Annotated in this window: 6 protein-coding genes; 5 read left to right on the top strand and 1 reads right to left on the bottom strand. The window is 41.3% G+C overall.

Annotated features, from left to right (window positions below):
• Positions 1-3 precede the first annotated feature (3 nt).
• Positions 4-3,588 (bottom strand): FG-GAP-like repeat-containing protein, encoded by a 3,585-nt coding sequence (locus Q8W26_RS05655; protein WP_101213918.1) that lies wholly within the window; start codon positions 3,586-3,588, stop codon positions 4-6.
• A 405-nt stretch (positions 3,589-3,993) separates the two neighbouring features.
• Between Q8W26_RS05655 and Q8W26_RS05650 the strand changes: the two genes are divergently transcribed.
• The 5 genes from Q8W26_RS05650 to Q8W26_RS05630 all read left to right on the top strand — a co-directional run bounded on the left by Q8W26_RS05650 (position 3,994) and on the right by Q8W26_RS05630 (position 20,636).
• Positions 3,994-8,484 (top strand): hypothetical protein, encoded by a 4,491-nt coding sequence (locus Q8W26_RS05650; RefSeq protein WP_305472677.1) that lies wholly within the window; start codon positions 3,994-3,996, stop codon positions 8,482-8,484.
• A 31-nt stretch (positions 8,485-8,515) separates the two neighbouring features.
• Positions 8,516-9,145, top strand: coding sequence for a hypothetical protein (locus tag Q8W26_RS05645; protein WP_305472676.1), 630 nt, complete (start codon positions 8,516-8,518; stop codon positions 9,143-9,145).
• Positions 9,138-9,710, top strand: a complete 573-nt coding sequence (locus tag Q8W26_RS05640; RefSeq protein ID WP_305472674.1) for a hypothetical protein — start codon at positions 9,138-9,140, stop codon at positions 9,708-9,710. The genes Q8W26_RS05645 and Q8W26_RS05640 overlap by 8 nt, the downstream gene beginning before the upstream one ends.
• 15 nt (positions 9,711-9,725) lie before the next feature.
• Positions 9,726-10,181 carry a hypothetical protein gene (locus tag Q8W26_RS05635; RefSeq protein ID WP_101213914.1) on the top strand — a complete coding sequence of 152 codons (456 nt, stop codon included), beginning with the start codon at positions 9,726-9,728 and terminating at the stop codon, positions 10,179-10,181.
• A 126-nt stretch (positions 10,182-10,307) separates the two neighbouring features.
• The gene (locus tag Q8W26_RS05630) at positions 10,308-20,636 is read left to right on the top strand and encodes an Ig-like domain-containing protein (protein WP_305472671.1); all 10,329 of its coding nucleotides are present in this window, start codon (positions 10,308-10,310) and stop codon (positions 20,634-20,636) included.

Below are 20,636 nucleotides of genomic sequence, written 5' to 3'. Positions count from 1 at the left end.
TTATTATTCATGAGTAAAGAAGTTCGAATGAATATAGGCCAATACTTTCGATGATGTAAAAGGCACAAGGTGTTTTGCTGACGCTAAACGTACTTCAGTATCGAGTTGTTCAGCGGTTAACCTTTGCCATAACAGTTCTTGAAAGCTCGAGAGTAGTTGATGGCGATGCAATACATCAAGAGCATCTAAGTAAGCAGGGGGCGGTAACGATAGCAATCGTTTTGACAATGTTGCTTTAGCAATCAAAGCGTCAGATATAGCTCCATCAATTAGAACATTATTTTTAGCTTTCTCCGATAATGACTCATCAGATAAGAGCTGATGAAGAATGTGATTTTTTTTCAAACTGAGCTGCCTATCTTTTTTCGCAAACAAACGCGATTTGTCAGAAAAAATACACTGTGCATAAGCTAATAAAACTTTGCTTGAAAACGTTGAAGTGTCGACTCCTTGATGCAGTGAAAATGGTATCTTCGAGCTAGTACAACGGTGAAATAATGTCTGTAGTTCTGACTGATTGAGCTTCGCCGTCAACATCTGTTCAAACAGTCGAGTCGCGCTTTTTTTGGAAATAAAATGATATAAATCGATCAAGTGCTCGACTGGAACACCTTGTTTATCAGCCCTCATCAGCAACTGCTCGATGAATACCCCTGATAAAGTTAATTTTACGCTCCCCAACTCTTTGATCACATTGATAACGTCAAGGACCGGCAAATTTAAAAGCGCTTGCTCAAATAGCTTTGTTGAGTTTAAGTCACCAAATAATGACAACGACTTTAAAGCATGTCGTTGAATTCTTTTGTTTGGGTGAGTTAAAAAAGGCTTAATCAATAAATAATGTTGTGATGTTTTTCCCGCTGCTAGGGCGTTTAATCTTGCCACAGAAAGCCGCTCTTTTTCATTAGGCGATGGTTGGTTTTGATGGAGTAGTTGGTTTAATAACGATTGTAATTGGTGATGTGAAAAAACAACTCCATCAGGGTGATTAAATAAATACGAGAGTATTTGATAATTTTTATCACTCACTACGCCCGCAACTTGTGTCGCAGTGCTTTGACCAAGTACGGTTCTGCTGAGTAATGGCACCAACAACTGATAATCCAGCCGAGATAACCCAATCAACGAAGATGCAATCACTTGAGCATCAAGTTGATTGTTTTTGATGATTTTAACTAGAGGTTTTATAGCCCTCTTATCTCTTATGAGCCCAAGAGCTCTAATCGCCGCAGACTGCACAATAGGGTTTGTGTTGGCATTAATAAGCTTAATTAAAGGCAAAACAGCACGCTTTCTCTCAGCCCTCGCCAATGCATTAATGATACAGACTTTGACATCATCATCTGTAGAGTCCAAATGCTTTATCAACGGCACCAGCGCTAAAAACTTACGGTGGGTAGCGGCTTCTTCTTCATTGAAATAAAACTCAAACGTTTTAGCCACTCCACATTGAATGGCTGGCTCACTGTCATTGAGTAATGGTATAAGCCAATTAACACTACTCTCAATCTCTGATAACCTTAATAAATGAACACTCAACAACCGTAATCGACTTTGTTCACTTGTTAATGCGTCCATGACTATTGGTAAAAATCGCTTATCCCAACGCCCCTCTAATTGCGACAAAATAGATGCTTGTACTTGAGGTGAGCTTTCTGACCAGATGGCCAGCAATTCATCGATCACTGTGTCGGGCGGGTATTGTAATAAAATTGTTGAAAGTAACTTTAATGACTGAGGCGTTAACTTAGCGTGTATTTTGATTGTTACATTATCTGATACCGCATTCGTGTCGTTAACATCATTCCCTATAACTTGCTCATAATGGCTGTTTTGTTTATTAACCGAGATGTACTGATTCACTTTAATATTGTCAAACGAAGAGCGATGACCATCAGGCCAAAAGATTGTTAGCCGTTCAATGACATCATTTTTTCCTAACCCAAAATGGACTCTCGAATCGCTTTGGGATAAAAAGCTTTGCTGTGGCAGCACATTTTTCTTTAAAGTCAGGTTGTTGGTTTTCAGTTCAATACTCGCGCCCAAGACATCTTCAGAGTTATTTTCTAAGTGCAGTTCAATTCCTAACCAATTATTCGTATTTCCACTTTGACTTTCAAAGATTTGTAGATCGCTGTTATTATTACTAACAATTATTTCCATTGCGCCGTCATTATTCAAATCAGCGGTGATAGCGCCCCGTGACGAATTGGCAAAGTGTTGCTCAAATGCTCGTGGTTGCAAGCTAAAACCGTTCTCTTTGTTATTCAAGTAAATGCTATTTTTTTGGCCCTGACTGAGAAATGGCGCGTCAACATCAGGGCTACTCAAGCCATGAGCAACAAAAATATCTAGATAGCTATCATTATTTAAATCTGCACTCACAGAGGCCCATGACATATTGGAAAGAGATCTAGCCTGAGCTAACCCGTTTTCCCAAGAGAGGTTTTTAAATGAATATCGTTTCTTTCCATCATTCCCATCATTCCCATCATTAGTTGCTGTGTTTTTCAAAAACACAGCAGGAAAATTCAGACCCCGACTAATAAAAAACTCGTCTTGTTGATCATTGTTAAAATCATTAATCAATAAATCATGACTCCAAGCGACTTCTAAAGGCGCATACTGACCACCACCGCGGATGAATTGCTTACCTTTGTGATTAATAAATACCTGATTTGCTGATTTTTGCGCATTAATCACAATTAAGTCTAACCAAGAGTCATTATTAATGTCATACCATTTAGCCCCCACGCTGCGCCCTAAATCGTTAGCCACTTCCATTTTATTGGTCACATCTTCAAACCTGAACTGCCCTGTGTTTAAATATAGTTTATTGGGTTGTGGGTCATAAAGCGTTGCATCAAATGCAATATCGGTCGTTGGCCGGAAACCTTTGGTACGTTCGAAGGTTCGAGCTCCTTTTTTATAATCAATATAATTACTCAAATAGATATCGAGTAAGCCATCTTTGTTAAAGTCCCCTAATGCCGCAGACATACTCCAATGGTTACCAGATAGTCCCGACTTATCAGTTACATTAATAAAGGTACTATTGCCCTGATTTGCATATAGTTGATTTTTTCCAATGCCAGTTATCAATAAATCCGTTAAACCATCATTATTGAAATCAGCAACCGCACACCCCATGCCTTGAGTTATTTCCAAGACTCCAGCCCCTTCAGATATATCAGTAAAATATTGGCCTTTCATATTGAGCAATAGGCGATTGCCACTATTTTTCGACCACCACGACTGTTTACCGTAATAACGGGTGTGACCACTGCCCCCAACAAAAAACAAGTCCATCCAGCCGTCACGGTTAATATCTAAAGTACAGACACCACTTCCCATACTCTCTGTTAATGAAGAGAGTTGTTTTGATGCTTGTTGATGTTTGTTTTGCACTCGCCACTGTAAGCTAGTTTCTTTAAAAACAATTTTTTGCAACGTATTTTGAGTGACCAGTGGCGAAAAAACACTCGCCTGTATTTTTTTATGAGGAATTGGCTGCAGCACAATGACTACATAAATAATCATGCAACTAACTACCCCTAAAAAGACGATATAACGAGATATCTTAAGCATTTATAGCTCTCAAAGTTTAATTTGAGTATAGGTTAGAATTTTGCGAGGAGAGAAAATAAAAAAGATACAACAGCGAAAAAAAGTTTATCGTGATTTTTTAAAGACGAATACATTTGTAACTCGTTAACTCTATTACTTTTTAACTACAATTTCGCTACATTGCAGTTGTAATGCGGGTTTTAAAGTGAATTTAATTTTTAACTTAACAGGAAAAAACAAAGGTTCTTTACTATACTTTCCTTTTAGAAAATTAAAGAAAGTAACTAGAACTTACATTTTCAATCCGACTTCCCAAGTGAAGGTGGATCTAACTGAAGGTGTAAGTATTTGCTTTTCCGGTGTGGCGTAACTAAACCCGACACTGGTTCTCAATAATTAGTGATAACTAAATTATGGGAGAGTGTGATGCTAAATAAAAAGATATCACTCTATTACCTTATAAGTGCATTATTTTTAAGTTTTTTCTTGATTTCGTGTGGGGGTGGTGGAGACAGTAAAAAGTCAACTACCGACCCTAATAATGCACCTACCGTCGAAATTATTGGTTCAAAGACCGTTCAAGAACGCAATAATTTTTCTCTTACTGCACAAGCAACTGACTCGGATGGTTCAATTTCCTCCTATCTATGGTCAGTCACTTCAGATAAAAAAGTCACGCTATCAGGAAAGACTTCAGCAACCGTCTCATTTCAAGCCATTGATGTAAATGCTGATACCCCAATCGAGCTGAAAGTTGTTGTCACTGATAACGACGGTGCTTCAGCCACAAAAAGTCATACTGTAACCATATTACGAAAATCAAGTGAATTAACGTTAACAGGCTCAGTCACCGACAACCCTATTGCTAATGCATCGGTTCTAATTACGGTGGGTACAGAATCATTTTCGACGATTGCTGATGCCGTTGGCGATTACAGTATCATGATTGATGTAGATGAGGATAACACTGACAAATTAGTATTACTAAAAGCAACAGGGGCCAGTGATAGCCATCCTGGTGTAGTTTTAGTGTCACAACTGCCAACTTTTAACAGCCTGGCAACGCTAGCAGGAACCGGATCAGAAATAGATAGTAGTAACTTTTTTGGTTTAAACATTACCAATGTCACAACCGCACAACTTGCTCTAATCCACCGAAATTTAAGCGGTAACAACCTTGAAAGTGAAGAGCAACTCAACCAACTATTAGCAATGGTCGATGCACAAGAGCAGTTGACGATAGCAGCATTAATTAAAATTATTATCGACAACCCACTATTTACGTTACCAGACGGTGCTCAAGATACCTTTGCTTTAGTTCTAGATGAAACATTAAAGCAAAACTTTGAAGACCTTGTCATTATTCAAGATAGCGCTTTAATATCAAAAACAGTCAGCGAAATCATTAATGATGAAAGCTTGGTTTCAATCGGTGAAGGCCGAGACTTTGACAATGATAGCGTTTTAGACACCGATGACGCCTTTCCGTTTGACTCAACAGAAAGTGTCGATAGTGATAAGGATGGTGTTGGTAATAACGCTGATGATGACGATGATAATGACAAAGTTTTAGATGTTAATGATGCCTTTCCAACAGACGCCACTGAAAGTGTCGATACAGATAAAGATGGCATCGGTAATAATGCCGATAAGGACGATGATAACGATAAAGTCTTAGACACCAACGATGCCTTTCCCACAGACGCCACTGAGAGTGTAGATACAGATAAAGATGGTACGGGCAATAATGCCGACCCTGACGACGATAACGACAAAGTTTTAGATGAAAATGATGCCTTTCCTTTAATATCAGTCGAGGGGTTAGTTGATACAGATGCTGACGGCAGACCCGATGATTGTGACCAAGCTTGTATAGATTTAGGCTTAGCTGCGGACGATGACGATGATGGTGACGGAATCTTAGATGTAGATGAAATTCCCCCCGTTATTAATGTCGCCATTAACACGCCCAAATCATTGACCACCGTAGGCACATCGACAATCACAGTTTCTGGTACTGCCGTACCTGCCGATGCCACATTAACATTAAACGGAACCACGGTGACTAATAACAGTGGTAACTTCTCAAGCGAAGTTACTTTAACTGAAGGTTCAAATACAATTGAGGTTAAGGCGACAAAAGGCAACCTTATCCAAACAGATATCGTTACAATTTCATTGGATCAAACACCTCCCTTCCTCACTATCGACTCGCATAAAGATGGCGATACAGTCTTTACCAACACAGTAACAATTACAGGCTTAGTTAATGATATTGTGCGGGGAACAATTGAGGAAGATCAAGCTAATGTAACCGTTAACGGCATTGATACAACTATCAGTAATCGCTCCTATGCTGCCGCCAATGTTCCACTTATCGAAGGGGAAAATACCATAACAGTCAATGGTGCTGATCAAGTCGGGAATGTTAGCAGTATTGATATTAAGCTTAATTACGAAGTCATCGTTGGTAAACGTGTTGAACTTTCACGAGGCCAACAACAAACCGGTGTGATAAAAACAGAATTAGCAGAACCACTCGAAGTTCGTGTACTTAATGATGATAATGAATTAGTACAAGATGCTGCTGTGGTCTTTAGGGTTTCTCAAGGTTCAGGCGCAGTTGGAGCAGGAACCGATAATGAAGGGCGAGCTGTTGTTGTAGAAACTGACGTAAACGGGATTGCTTCGACCCGATTTAAAGTCGGTGCGCGTGCCGGTGTCTCAAATCATAAAGTAACCGCAGCCGTGGTAGGTTATGTAAGCCAAGTTGATTTTAGTGCTTCAGCCAGTGGTGAAATAGGTAATAAATTAAGTGTCAATTCGGGAAACAATCAACGCGGCTCGGTAGGAAATAATTTACCTGAACCATTGGTAGTGGTTGTCACAGATGCTGGTGCTAATGTTGTCGCAAATTCCAGAGTAAAATTTGATGTAACCGTTGGCGAGGGTTTATTAAGCAACGACCTGCAATCCTACGAGGTACAAACAGACTCTGATGGGCGTGCGTCAACGTTATTTAAATTAAGCTCTCTGACAGGAATCGATGCCCAGAGGGTTGTCGCAACATTAGTGGATGCACCAGAAGGGAAAGTGATTACTGCAGGGTTTAGCGCGACGGCCTTTATTCCTGCTGAAGCGGGTCTCACGAAAGTAAGTGGGGTTGTACTTGATAATCAAGAGGAACCTATTCCAGGGGTGACATTACGCATTGAAGGTAGTAACCGTGAAGCCATCAGTGACTCCTCTGGACAATTCACCATAGAACAAGCCCCAATTGGCCCTCTTCATATTATTGCCGATGGTTCAACAGCAACAAATGAAGGTGAGTATCCGTCACTAAGTTTCAATTTAGTAACCATTTCGGGGGTCGATAATCCCCTCCCATCACCTATTTACATGGTCAAGCTAGACACTGAAAATGCCGTTTATGCAGGTTTGGCTGATACTGTATTAGAGCTAAAAGAATACCCAGGCTTTAAACTAGAAATTGCCAAAGACTCAGTCACTTTCCCAAATGGTGATAAAGAGGGATATATTTCTGTCACCCCAGTCAATGCTGGCACAGTGCCGATGGCACCACCGAATGGAATGCAGCCTAAATTTATTGTGACCATTCAGCCAACTGGCACCAAGTTTTCACCTCCTGCTAAGCTCACCTTACCTAATGTTGATGCCCATGAACCCGGGGCACAAGTTGAAATGTATTCTTTTGATCATGACTTGGAAGAGTTTGTTGCCATTGGCTTAGGCACGGTCAGTGAAGATGGCACTCTTGTAACGACCAACCCGGGAGTTGGTGTAATTAAAGCAGGCTGGCATTGTGGCTCTCAACCAGGAGGACAAAGTTGTGCGCATAATTGCCCTATCTGTCAAGACTGTGATGGTGATTGTAACTGCGTGCCCGCCTCCGGCGACCCTCGTTTAGCAAGTTTAAATAAAGTTGGGGATTGTAAGAAAGCAGAATGTTCTGATGGCGGTGTAGTCACAGTCAATGACAACGCAGATGCACCAGAAGATGATAAAGTGGGCGATTGTAAGAAGTTTAGCTGCGAGGATGGAAGTCCTGTAAAAGTCACTGACAATACTGACGAAACAAAATGTACGACCTGTGGTGAAGACGGTCCAGAGGCTAAACCTGACGGACATGTTCCAGACGATGATAAGTGTATTATCTGCCAAGACGGTAAAGAAACGAAAAAACCGGATAATGAACTTGGCGGTACTACGATTACCTTTAATGGGATGAAAAACTTAATTGCTGATATCAATAAATTATTGACTCTTCTAGGCTCTAATAAAAAGCTACCGGAAGTATCACTTGAATACAGTAATACGAAAAAAGAAGTCTGTTGTACCCAAAGAGATGGTGCCACAACCTTAGAAGAAACCGACTCTGGAACCGCAGCAATCAGTAAATGGGATAATGAATGGATTCCAACTATTCCGCCTTTCTCAGGAGATTATACAGTTCGAGTTTTCGGTAAAGAAATTGGTGTCAAATATGGCATTCGCTTTACCTTCGGTGTCAGTGGCAAACTCACCATCAGTCGAGTGAAAAAAGAATGTGAAGACAAAAACTGCTGGGGTGGCAGTGTCACCATTGATATTGGTGTCGGCGGAGGCCCATTTGGCAGTGTTCCAAACCCTGCCTCATCGCCAATATCTTGTGGACCAGATGGGAAAAAACGTCCCTGCGACATTATCAGAATTCAAGGCACAGTTAAAACGGGTGTTAATGCCCAAGCCTCTGTCGACTGTACCGCAATCAAAGGTACCATTGGTCATAATGGTATTAGTTTAAATGCAGAAATTGTTGTAGCAGAAGGCTCTTGGGTCGAAATAGGTGCGTCAGAATCTTGGGTTGTTGCTAATTCAGCGAGTGTCGCAATAATTAATATCCCGATGCCAGAATAATGTTTAATCAACATAATCTAAGGAGTGAGATTTGAAACAAGTGACCGTATTTTCTCAAATGTTAATTCTATTGTTGGCCTGTATGTTGACCATGATGACTCGTTCAACACATGCAGCTGAACTGCTATGGGTTATTCCTACATACCCCGCTTCAGAGCCAGAAAAGAAAAGTTTGATCGTTGAAACACAATTTGATTATCACCTTTACACTCCACATAAAGGCCATAATCAGGTTCATTTGGTACAACGTAAATATGCTTCATTGGATTCTGCTGATGACTCTTTTGTTTCAAGAATGTCCGCAATTAGCTCAGTAAATTATTCATGGTGGTTAGATACTTGGCAACCTTCATCAAAACAACTAGCACTGCAATATTACCAACAGAAAGGCCTTGACCAACCTTACTGGGAAAAGGTGTGGCGAGAAAAGTTTGTCGGCAGAAAAATTCGGCTAAAACAAAAAGTGATTTACAACGATTACATTGTGATGGTTTATAACGTTTCTAACCCTAATGGTAAAGAAAGTTACCTCGATTTACCTGTTGTTTTAAAAAAGGAAAGTAATGATTGGTTAGTAAGTTTAGACCTCAGACAAAGCCCACTACTTCGGTTTAGCCCTTGGGTTGAAGGTATTGACTCCGAGAAGGTGATTTATGAATAATTTAGCTAAGAATTATCTTTCTCTTGTAATGTTAATCGCAATATCAACGTTAGTACTGTGGTCATCGACCGCACAAAGTATTGAGCGTAAATATAATGATCAAGGCGAAAAAACATTTACCTACACTCAAGAATTTATTTTTCACCATCAAAAATATCAAAATGTGATTTTATCTGACTTTATCACTGAATCTATTGATATTAACAATGGGCCGGATACACAACTAGTTCACTTTCTATCCGCTATTCTTGCCGACGATTTTGAATGGTGGTTAGGTCTATGGAGCATTGAAACGCAGCAAGACTGGACACAAAAGTTAGCGATAAATAAAGCCCAACGTACCTTCCACTATTGGAAGGGTCGCTTCAACAAAAACACGGTTGCTCAGTTACAAGATTTTATTGTTTTAGGGCAGCGAGTATTAATTGGTGTGGAGCTAAAAAACATTGCATCTGAGTATTATTTGATCCCATTTACACTTGAAAATAACCGTTGGCGAATAGACCAACCGTTTATGGATTCGTTGCTCTATAAAAAGTTAAAAAACAACATCATTAAGTCATAGAGAAGAAATAATGTTATGGCAGTAACAATAGAAAAAGACACAACACAGTTCATGGTCAGTTCATTTCCAAAATGCGTCTTTGGCTTGTGTGTACTATTTCTATTAATTTTTTGGTCAGCGGTACTACTTGTTGAACAAGCAAAACAACTAAAAGCAGTTGACTATTTTATCTTCTCTTCAATTTGTTTAATCGGAATGATTATTCAAAAACATAAAAAACTGTCGCTTAATAAACAAAACAATCAAGCGATATTAGTCGTTAAGAGTATTTTGGGTACTAAAGAGCAGCGGTTTTCTTTAACAGATATAGAGTCTGTTGAAATGGTTTACGGAAGAGGACAATACGCCCGTGGAGGCGCAATTTACCTTGTTATTGACGGTCAAAAGCAAGCGATCGTCGATTCAGATATTTGTTTCGGTAATGTAGAACGTAATATTCGAGTAAAAGAAGAGATTTCACAGTGGTTATAGCTGTTGGTTTATGAATTAAACAAACCTTGATAATTGATGAATAATCATTTGAATATATTGTCCATCGATTAAACCAAAGCTTACTGATTTTTTATTCTATGTATACGTTAAAACGGTAACTTAGTTATGAATAATCTAAATAAAATCAAAGCAGTGTTTACGATTTTGACTTCGTTAAGTATTGCTTTATCTTCTCATTCATTTGCCGTTGAACTTAATGACAAGTGTGTTATTAATATACTCAATCGCACGATCCAAGTTGCATCCAATGGGGGGTGGTCACTCCCTAATGTGCCCTCTAATCAAGGGGCTGTCAAAGCCCGTGCGACTTGTATCAATGAAGATGGAAGCACGTCGTCTGGTCAATCCGGTTACTTCAATCTAATCACCAATGGTATTACCCCGGTTGGTGACATAATGTTTGCCGAGCAAGAACCCGTTCCTGCTGACTTAAGCTTTTTCTCATCAAATCAAATTACGCTCACTTCACTTGGGCAAAACTTTCAATTACAAGTAACAGCCACCTACCCTGATGGTTTGACCGACGATGTCACCAATAGCGGTTCTGGAATAAACTATACCAGCTCCAATACAGGCGTTGTTTCTGTCAATGCTAACGGTTTACTCACTGCCACAGGTAGCGGTCAGTCACTAATAAGTGCAGATAAAGACGGCCTTATTGCCACGCGGCTGGTCCGAATCAGCTTTACCGGTGATCAGGATGGTGACGGTTTACCCGATGATTATGAAACTTCAAATGGTCTCGATCCCAACGACCCTGCAGATGCGTTTGAAGATATTGATGGCGACGGTCTAAGTGCACTAGATGAATATAATGCCGGCACCGATTTAACTAAAGCCGATAGTGATGATGATGGAATAAAAGATGGCGAAGAAATAATCGAAGGTGACGATGGCTTTATTACTAACCCTCTACTATCAGATAGTGACGGTGATGGTTTATCTGATTCTGTTGAAATTACGACAGGCTCAGATCCAAGTGATAACAGCAGTAATAACTTTGAAGACGCTATCGTCTCAATTTCTGCAACGCCAACCAATGTTGTCATGACTTTTAATGGTATTGATAGTGAAGTCAGCACGCAATTAACAGTCATGGCCACAATACTCGATGGATCACAACTTGATGTGACCGCAAAGGGGAATGGTACAGCCTATAGTTCATCTGATCTCAGTATCGTTAGTTTTGGTTTAAGTGATGGTGAAATTTTTGGTGGGGCTGAAGGTAATGCCACAGTCACCGTTAGCCTATTTGACCTATCTCTTGATATTCCTGTAACGGTTGAAAGCTTTCAACCTGTTGGGATTGCTTCACTGACATTCACTGGCAATGGCCACGATACTGACGTTCAAGGTGACTATGTGTATATTGCCGCTGGTGCAGGTGGCTTGCACATCGTAAACACCAGCGTAAAAGAAACACCTGAGCTAGTTGCAACTCAGGCCATAACTGGCAGTGCTGTGGATGTTAAAGTTGTCGGAATGACAGCTTATGTCGCTGCGGGAGCTAGTGGAATCGACATTATCAATGTGAGTAATCCATTAGAGCCAGCACTTATATCTAACATCAAAACTGCTGGTAACGCCGTAGATTTGGCAGTACAAAACGGTTTACTCTTTGTCGCCAATGGTAGCGGCGGCATGGAGATCATAGATGTTAACGACAATACAACCCCCTTTAGCCTGGCTAAGTTAGAAGGGTTAGGCAACGTCATCGGTATTGATGCTCAAAATGATAGAGCAGTGATAGCCAGTTCATCTTCAATCATCATTGCCGATATAACCGATCCTAGCTCACCTATGCGCTTAGGGAGTATTAATATCGGTAATGTTCGCGCCGTCGTAATGGACGGTGATTATGCCTATGTAGCATGTTACACCTGTGGTTATAAAGTCGTTGATATTTCTGACCCTTTAAAACCCTCCATAGTCGGTAGTGATAGTCGGTTTTATCCATCTGACGTTGAATTAACCAATGGTTTAGCTTTCTTCTCCGATATATTATTTGTCAACGCAGTTCCTTACGTTAATATCTTTGATCCGTTAAATTCGATATTTCAAGGCGTTATCGACATCAGAGAGTTTGGTGATCGGGATGCCGTGGGCCTGTCACTCGATGCAGCCTTTGCATATTCAACAGGCAGTAATAAGCTCTATATATCACAATATCGTGTACTTGATGACAATCAAGGAATAGCACCAACTGTTGAGATAATCGCTCCACTTGATGGAGGGGTGGTTGTTGAAAATAGTCGAGTGCTGGTTCGCGTTGAAGCGTCAGACGACGTCGCTGTCGCTGCCGTTAACTTTACTGTCAATGGTACACTTTTACTAACCGATACCACCCGACCTTATGAAGCTCCTGTTCTGGTGCCTGACGACTCAGACACATTAAACATTCTTGTTGAAGCCGTCGACTTTGGGAACAACATTGAAAACCAAGTCACCTTACTTTCAATCGAACCAGATGGTGATAATGATGGGCTTGGCGATAACGAAGAAGTATTTACTTGGTTCACCGATCCAGAAGATCCTGATAGCGATAACGATGGGTTACCTGACGGCGATGAAATAAATATCGGCACTGACCCGAATGACTCAGATTCAGATGATGATGAGCGTACTGATGGCGCAGAAGTTGCCGCAGGAACAGACCCATTAAACCCTGATATTACCGCGCCTTTAGTTAGTTTAGTTGACCCGTTAAATGAAGCACTTGATATTTGTGAAAATCAATCGATTACCGTGACCTTTAACGAAGGAGTATTACGCAACTCCATCACGGCCGATAGTTTAATGTTATTAAAAGATGGGGCGACTGCCACTGACGGCTCTTTAAGCTTAATTTCTAGCAACACTGAAATCCTCTTTAGCCCGACAGGACTACTACAAGATAACAGTGATTACACTATCAAGGTTGCCGGCGTCAAAGATGAGGCTGGTAATGTATTAGCCACCGAATTCACATCTACGTTCACAACGGGAAATTGTGTTGATTTAGAACGCCCAACCGTCATTGACATTAGCCCGCTGAATGGCTCAACGGAAATACCTGTTAATTCACTTGTCACCGTCATTCTCAACGAGCCAATCGACCCGACTACCGTAACTGAAGACACCATGTACGTGATCGATCAGTCCAGCGGGCAACGTATTGGAGGAGTCTTACAAGTTGCAGATAATAAGTCTGCAATTACTTTTACACCTAACGTTCCGTTCTTGGTCGGCCGACGCCATTACGTTTATATCACAACCGGTATATTAGACTTATTTGGTAACGCATTAATAGGGACTAGTCGTTATTTTGATACTTCATTTGAGCCCGATGGGACAGGGCCAGAAATCATCAGTACCACAATTGATGATGGCGCCACTGACCTTCCTATTAATGCTAAGTTAGCTGTGTTATTTGATGAACCAATTAATGCATTGTATTTACAACAAATTCAATTACAAACAGCGTTAGGGGTTCAAATTGCAGTGACACGAGACATTAGCTCTGACCGTCGAAGAGTTATTTTAAGTCCAATCACAAACCTTGACCCCAATGAAGATTTCGTTTTCCTAATCGATGGCGTACAAGACTCAAGTGGAAATTTACTGGCTAATTCTTATCAAGTGTCATTTACCACGGGCGAAGAAAGTGACACGACAACAGGCAGTGACTCAATTTGGAGCATACCTGTCAACAACACCCAAGACGTCCCACTTAACCCAATACTTTCTGTCACCTTATCTGAACCAATCGACCCGACAACACTTAACTCTAACTCCTTATATTTATGGGATAATTCCACAGGATTAAGAATTAGTGCAACAAGAACCATTTCAGAGGATGGTACAACCCTAACCTTGGTTCCAGACGATTTATTACGAGAAAATAGACGTTACTACTTCTATGTTGGTTACTCACCATATTTCACGGACTTTGCAGGAAACATCGTGGCGCAGAATCGTTATAGATACTTCACCACTGGCTACGCTGAAGATTCTACTGCACCTGAAGTATCATCGCTTAATATGCTTGATGGAAATACCATTATGCCAATTAATGGCAAAGTCATTATCACCCTTGATCAACCGATAAGTGATGCATGTTCTTTAGCGGACTCTATACAATTAATGACAGGAGAAACCCCTACCCCGGTCACAGCCTCATTAGCCAATGATCGTAGAACTATCACTATCATGGGGGAAGAACCATTTGATACCGAGACAACTTACCAACTTTCAGTTGCTGGCCTGTGTGACTATGCGGGCAACGCATTAAGTGAGTTTACCATGTCATTTACCACAACGGATGTTGAAACAAATGACACCACAGGCCCATCGTTAGTTAGTATTACTCCAGCCCATACAGCAACTGACGTCTCAGTCACGACAACTGTTGTTATGGAATATGACGAAAATATTGATATCCGCTCGATGCCACCGATCACTGGAGCAGGCATTACACTGCCGGGTGACTATGTCGTTGACGGTAGTACTATAACTTTCACTCCGAGCATTAACCTTTTAGGTGAAACTCGCTATACCGCAGGTCTGTATTACAATGTTGCTGACTTGGCTGGTAATACAAGATACGGAGGTACAAAATATTTTGATACACAAGCAACAACAGATATTATTACCCCAACAGTGCAGGTCATGTCGCCAAATAATGGCGCGATGGATACCAACCCATCTCAACCTATTGTTTTAACCTTTGATGAGCCGATGAACATTGGCACACTCATTAGCAATAATATTGCTATTTATTCTAATGGCAGCATCATTAATAGCAGTATTTTCCGCTCTGCAGATGGCCGTCAGGTGACATTAACCGCTTCACTTCCACACTCATCATTAATTAGTGTCGTCATGACCGATGCAGTAACGGATCTATCAGGAAATGCAATAGCACCATTTGTAAGCTCGTTTACGACAGGTGTATTTGATACAGATGTAACACGCCCAAGTATTATTCGACAAGTACCTGCTAATGGTTCTGGTGGCTGGTTAAATATGAGTGACGTTTATTTTTATACCAATGATGTTATGGATAGTTCAACACTTGAGGAGAGTTTCCACCTCGCGGAGAATGGTGTACTCGTTGATGTTGATATTTCCCTTGTTGGTGATGGACGAACCATTAAAGTGTCCAAAGCAACTAATTTTACCGAAGGTGCATTAGTTCAAGTGTACTGGAACAACAACTTAATGGATGACTCTGGTAACCCAGTTCATGCCTACAACGGTTACTTCAATATGGGGGTCAGTATTGATAACATTGGAGATAGAGCTTACCCAACAGCCTATTATCCAAACAATGGAAGCCGTGGAACACCTCTTAATCCAGTGTTACTTACTAGATTTACAGAAGAAATAGATGAATCTAGTCTGACTGATGCTACCGTCACTTTATCTGATGTTACTGGTGGTTGGATTGAGCTGCCAATCACAACGAGTCTAGATAGTACCGGCAAGGTGATCAAAGTCACCCCTGTCGAACCACTTGTCGCCGATAATCAGTACTATCTCTGGTTTGGCGTTGATATTTTAGACACTGATGGTGATAACATTGCCAGTGATTATGCAACCTACTTCCATACCGATGCTGATTCTGAGCTTGATGACAGACAGCCAATCGTTGAAGTGATGAGCCCGCCAGTAGGAGAAGATGCCGTCGGCATCAACACATTGTTCTCAGTGCGTTATGATGAACAAATGAACCCTATCTCCTTTGATTATCAACTTGCAGTTAATCCACAGTTTAGCGAAACAAACAAAGTGGTTAAATATGAACTACCAGCACCTTTAGCACCGCTCGCTGAGCATACTGAACCAGCGCCATTAATGGTTGACTTAGCTGGCAATGGAATCGTGCCTCAATCTACAACCTTTACCACAGCCAACGGTCCAGACTTTATTGCTCCAACAGTGTTAGACACGGCGATAAGCCAAAATCAACAAGACGTTGCTTTAAACCCAGTCTTTGAATGGCGTTTTAGTGAACCTATCGATCCAAATAGTGCAACCTCTTCGGGCATCTATATTTGGGATAGTGTAACGGGTTTAAATGTGCCATCTACATTCGAGCTATCTGCTAATGGTAAACACTTAATAGTCATACCAACAGAGCCTCTGCTCGTGCTTCGCCGCTACTATCAATATGCCTATGGCATGCGAGATTTAAGTGGCAACAATTTAGGCAATCATTATCGTTACTTCACCACTGGAACGGAGTCTGACGCTACAGCCCCTTCAATTATCACGACAACAATCAATGATGGCGAAACAGGAATCTCCACTAATGTTCGACTAAACGTTCAATTTGATGAACCTTTAAACCCACTGAACTTATCAGGTGTTAGCTTACAAAATGCCGCAGGTGAAGAGGTTGGGGTTAATATCAATCTTATTCGTGGTCGAACAACCATAAATATTGTGCCAAAACAGCTACTATCCTCAATGAGTGATTATCAATTACGCATTAATGGCATGAGAGACACCAGCGGTAATACTCAAGAAGGTGAGCTTGTTATTAACTTTAGTTCAGGTGACAGTGTTGATTTAATTAAGGGAGCTATTACTCGCTGGAGCATTCCTGTGAACAATACGCAAAATGTCCCACTAAATCCATTATTAGAAGTTACCTTTAATGAACGTATCGACTCAACCACTGTAGATAAAAATAGTTTCTATCTATGGAATAACACAACTGGGCTTAATGTGCCTGGAACTTGGTTACTATCCAATGATGGCTTGACCCTGCAGTTCATTCCAGAGCAACCACTGGAAAGTAATACACGCCATTACCTCTATGTAGGATATTCACCTTACCTTACCGATCTTTCCGGTAATTTAGTCGCCCAGAATAACTATCGTTACTTCACCACGGGTACCACAGAAGATGATGCGGCGCCTGCAGTGTCTGCGACCAACTTCTTAGATGGTAATTCCATGGTACCAGTTAACGGTAGAGTATTATTAACATTGAACGAACCATTGAGTGATTCGTGCAATCTCACTAATGGCGTCTCGGTCGCATCTGGCGCGGTTAATCATGATTTCAATGCTGTGCTCGACAGCGATCGTAAAACCATTATCATAACCTCAGTTTCAGGGTTTGATGTATCAACCGCTTATACCGTCACTCTTGATGGAATCTGTGACTACGCTGGTAATAACATTACCCCATATAGCATCAACTTTACGACTTCTGCATCAACCGATCCAGATGCCTCTGGCCCGAGTCTTGTCAGTATATCACCAGCACATACGGCCACCGACGTAGTCACCAGTCTGGATCAAATCGTCATGGTTTATGATGAAGCAGTGGATGTTCGATCTGCGCCACCAGTTAAGGGTGGAGGCATAACTATTCCTGGTGATTATGTCGTCACAAATGACACAATCACCTTTAACCCGAGTATTAACCTACTAGGCAGTACTCGTTATACTGTAGAACTATATTATAACGTCCCTGATTTAGCGGGTAATACTCGCTGGGGCAGTACGAAATATTTTGAAACTGCGGTAGCCGCCGACACCGTGGCACCGACGATCACTGCAATATCACCAGCAAGTGATGCCACCGATACAAGTCCAACGCAATCCATAGTCATTAATTTCAGTGAACCAATGGCAGCTGGGAGTTTAGTCCGAAATAACATTGCCTTGTTCCATAATGGCGCTGTAATCAACCCAACGATTTTCCGTTCAACAGATGGGCAGCAGTTAACCTTAACCGCATCCTTACCGCAAAACGCTCTTATTAGCGTCGTACTAAACGATGGGGTAACAGACCTATCAGGTAACTCATTGACCCCTTACGTGAGCTCCTTTACTACAGGTATTATTGATAATGACAACGCAAGACCTCGGATCATTAGTCAAGTGCCAAGTAATGGGTCGACTGGATGGACAGATCTCGATGCTATCACGCTTTATTCATCCGAACCTCTCGATAGCACTAGTCTAGATAATGGTTTAACCATTGAAGAAGATGGTGTCTTAACTGAGGCATCTCTATCACTTTCTGGTGATAACCGAGTGATGACAATAACTAAAGAGGGTGGGTTCACCCCAGGTAAACGAACAACATTCTACCTAAATACGAATATCACTGATCAATCAGATAACCCACTACATAACTACAGTGGCTCTATCGTGATGGCGGATATTTCTGATGGCACAGGTTCGCGCCCTTACCCAACTGCTTACTACCCAAATAGTGGCAGTAGAGGGACACCTCTTAACCCTATTTTACTCACCAGTTTCACTGAAGAAATTGATGCTTCATCATTGTCATCAACTACTGTAACACTCTCAGATGTAACTAATGATTGGGCAGCTCTCAGTGTGAGCATTAGCTTAGATGCAAGTGGAAAAATAATTCAGGTAACTCCAGATGAAGAGCTGGTTCCTGAAAATCAATACTACCTCTGGTTCTCAGTCGATATTTTAGATACCGATGGTGATAACCTTGCTTCAAACTATGCCACATACTTCAATACATTCGCTGATTCTGCAGTTGACGATAGCCAGCCATCAGTTTCCGCGATGAGCCCACCATCAGGTGAAGACGGGGTTGGTATCAATGCTCAATTCTCTGTACGCTTTGACGAGCCAGTCAATAGTCTCAGCTTTGATGTGGCAACCAACAATAAAGTCAATGTGCAATTTAGCGAAGATAATACCGTGGTTAAATATAACCACCGGACTCCATTGGCTCCTAGTACTGAAATTACCGAAACAATCGATGCAGTGACCGACTTGGCTGGCAATATCGTGATTCCTTCCTCTGCTACATTTAATACAGCAAGCGGACCTGACTTTATCAACCCGACAGTTATTGACACGGCATTATTCAATAACCAACAAAATGTTCCAACCACCCCTCAAATAGAATGGATATTTAGTGAGCCAATTGATTTTGTTAGCGCCACCAATTCAGGTATTTACATTTGGAATAACAATACCGGTGAGAACGTAGGCAGCTCATGGGAGCTATCTCCAGACGGTAAGCGCTTAACGGTTGTTCCTGATGAGGCGCTCGAATCAGGTTCACGTCATTACACTTACGCATACTCAATGCGTGACTTAAGCGGCAACAATTTAGGTAACCATTATCGCTACTTTACCGTGGGCTTTGATGAAGATACCCTAGGTCCACTGGTGCAAAGTAGTACCGTTTTTGATGGCCAAACTAACGTGCCTACCAATGTGAAACTTAAAGTCCGTTACAATGAAATATTAAACCCGATAAGAATGCCGTTTGTCAGTTTAAAAGATAGCGCAGACCAAGTTATCCCGGTTAATGTCTCATTAACACGTGGCCGAACGCTGCTAAATATTACGCCTAAACAGTTATTAACACCAAACACCAGTTATACTCTCGATGTTTCCGGTGTAGAAGATATCAGTGGGAATGCCCAAGAAACTGATTTAGCATTAACATTCGTCACAGGTGAAACTGTCGACTTAGCGACAAGTGGGATTAAAACATGGAGTATTCCGGTTAACAACACTCAAAACGTTCCGTTAAATCCATTACTAGAGGTCACCTTCAATGAACGCGTGGATCGTACCACGGTTGATGAAAACAGCTTCCGCCTATGGAATAACACGACTGGATTAAATATAGCGGGAACATGGGCACTGTCTGCCGACGGTCTACGTTTAGGGTTCTCCCCTGCTGAAGCATTGGATGAAAATACACGCCATTACCTATATGTTGGGTACTCTCCTTACCTAACTGATATGGCAGGTAACTTAATTGCCCAAAACAATTACCGTTACTTTACAACAGGTGATACAACAGACACCACGAATCCGATGATAAATAAAACCAGTATTGCAGATGGTAATACAACAATGCCTGTCAATGGGCAGATTGTGTTGGTAATGGATCAACCATTGAGTGACGCCTGCTTATATTCTGACAATATTGTATTAAAAACAGGTGGAGCTAATGTTGATATTAATATCGCACTGGCCAGTGATCGCAAAACAATTACAATCACCGGTAAAGAAAACTTCACTGTTGATACTCTTTATGACTTGTCGGTAATAACGTTATGTGATTATGCGGGTAACGAACTCACCGGGGATGTACTAAGCTTTACTACTATAGCGTCAGATATTGAAGACACATCGGGGCCAACCCTTGTAAGCATTACACCCGCACATACCGCCAGTGATGTAGCTATTACCAGTACAGTCGTCATTGAATATCAAGAGCCTGTGGATATGCGCTCAGCACCGGCAATCAAGGCGGGGTCGGTCGTGGTGGAAGGGACCTATAGCGTTGTTGGTAACACAATTACTTTTACACCAGCCGAAGATTTAGCAAATGGAACGACTTACACGGTAGAACTGTACCGCAATGTACCCGACTTTACAGGGCGCACCGTTTACGGCGGCACAAAAACATTTACCACTGTTGAATAG

Origin of the sequence: Psychrobium sp. 1_MG-2023 (genome assembly GCF_030689115.1) — a bacterium.
GTDB lineage: Bacteria > Pseudomonadota > Gammaproteobacteria > Enterobacterales > Psychrobiaceae > Psychrobium.
Note: the sequence above shows the minus strand (reverse complement) of the source record. Positions and strands in the feature narration are given on the sequence as shown.

Excerpts from the sequence above, each read along its gene's own strand:
- Q8W26_RS05635 (WP_101213914.1), top strand. The coding sequence starts at position 9,726 with ATGGCAGTAACAATAGAAAAAGACACAACACAGTTCATGGTCAGTTCA.
- Q8W26_RS05640 (WP_305472674.1), top strand. The coding sequence starts at position 9,138 with ATGAATAATTTAGCTAAGAATTATCTTTCTCTTGTAATGTTAATCGCA.
- Q8W26_RS05655 (WP_101213918.1), bottom strand. The coding sequence starts at position 3,588 with ATGCTTAAGATATCTCGTTATATCGTCTTTTTAGGGGTAGTTAGTTGC.
- Q8W26_RS05650 (WP_305472677.1), top strand. The coding sequence starts at position 3,994 with ATGCTAAATAAAAAGATATCACTCTATTACCTTATAAGTGCATTATTT.
- Q8W26_RS05630 (WP_305472671.1), top strand. The coding sequence starts at position 10,308 with ATGAATAATCTAAATAAAATCAAAGCAGTGTTTACGATTTTGACTTCG.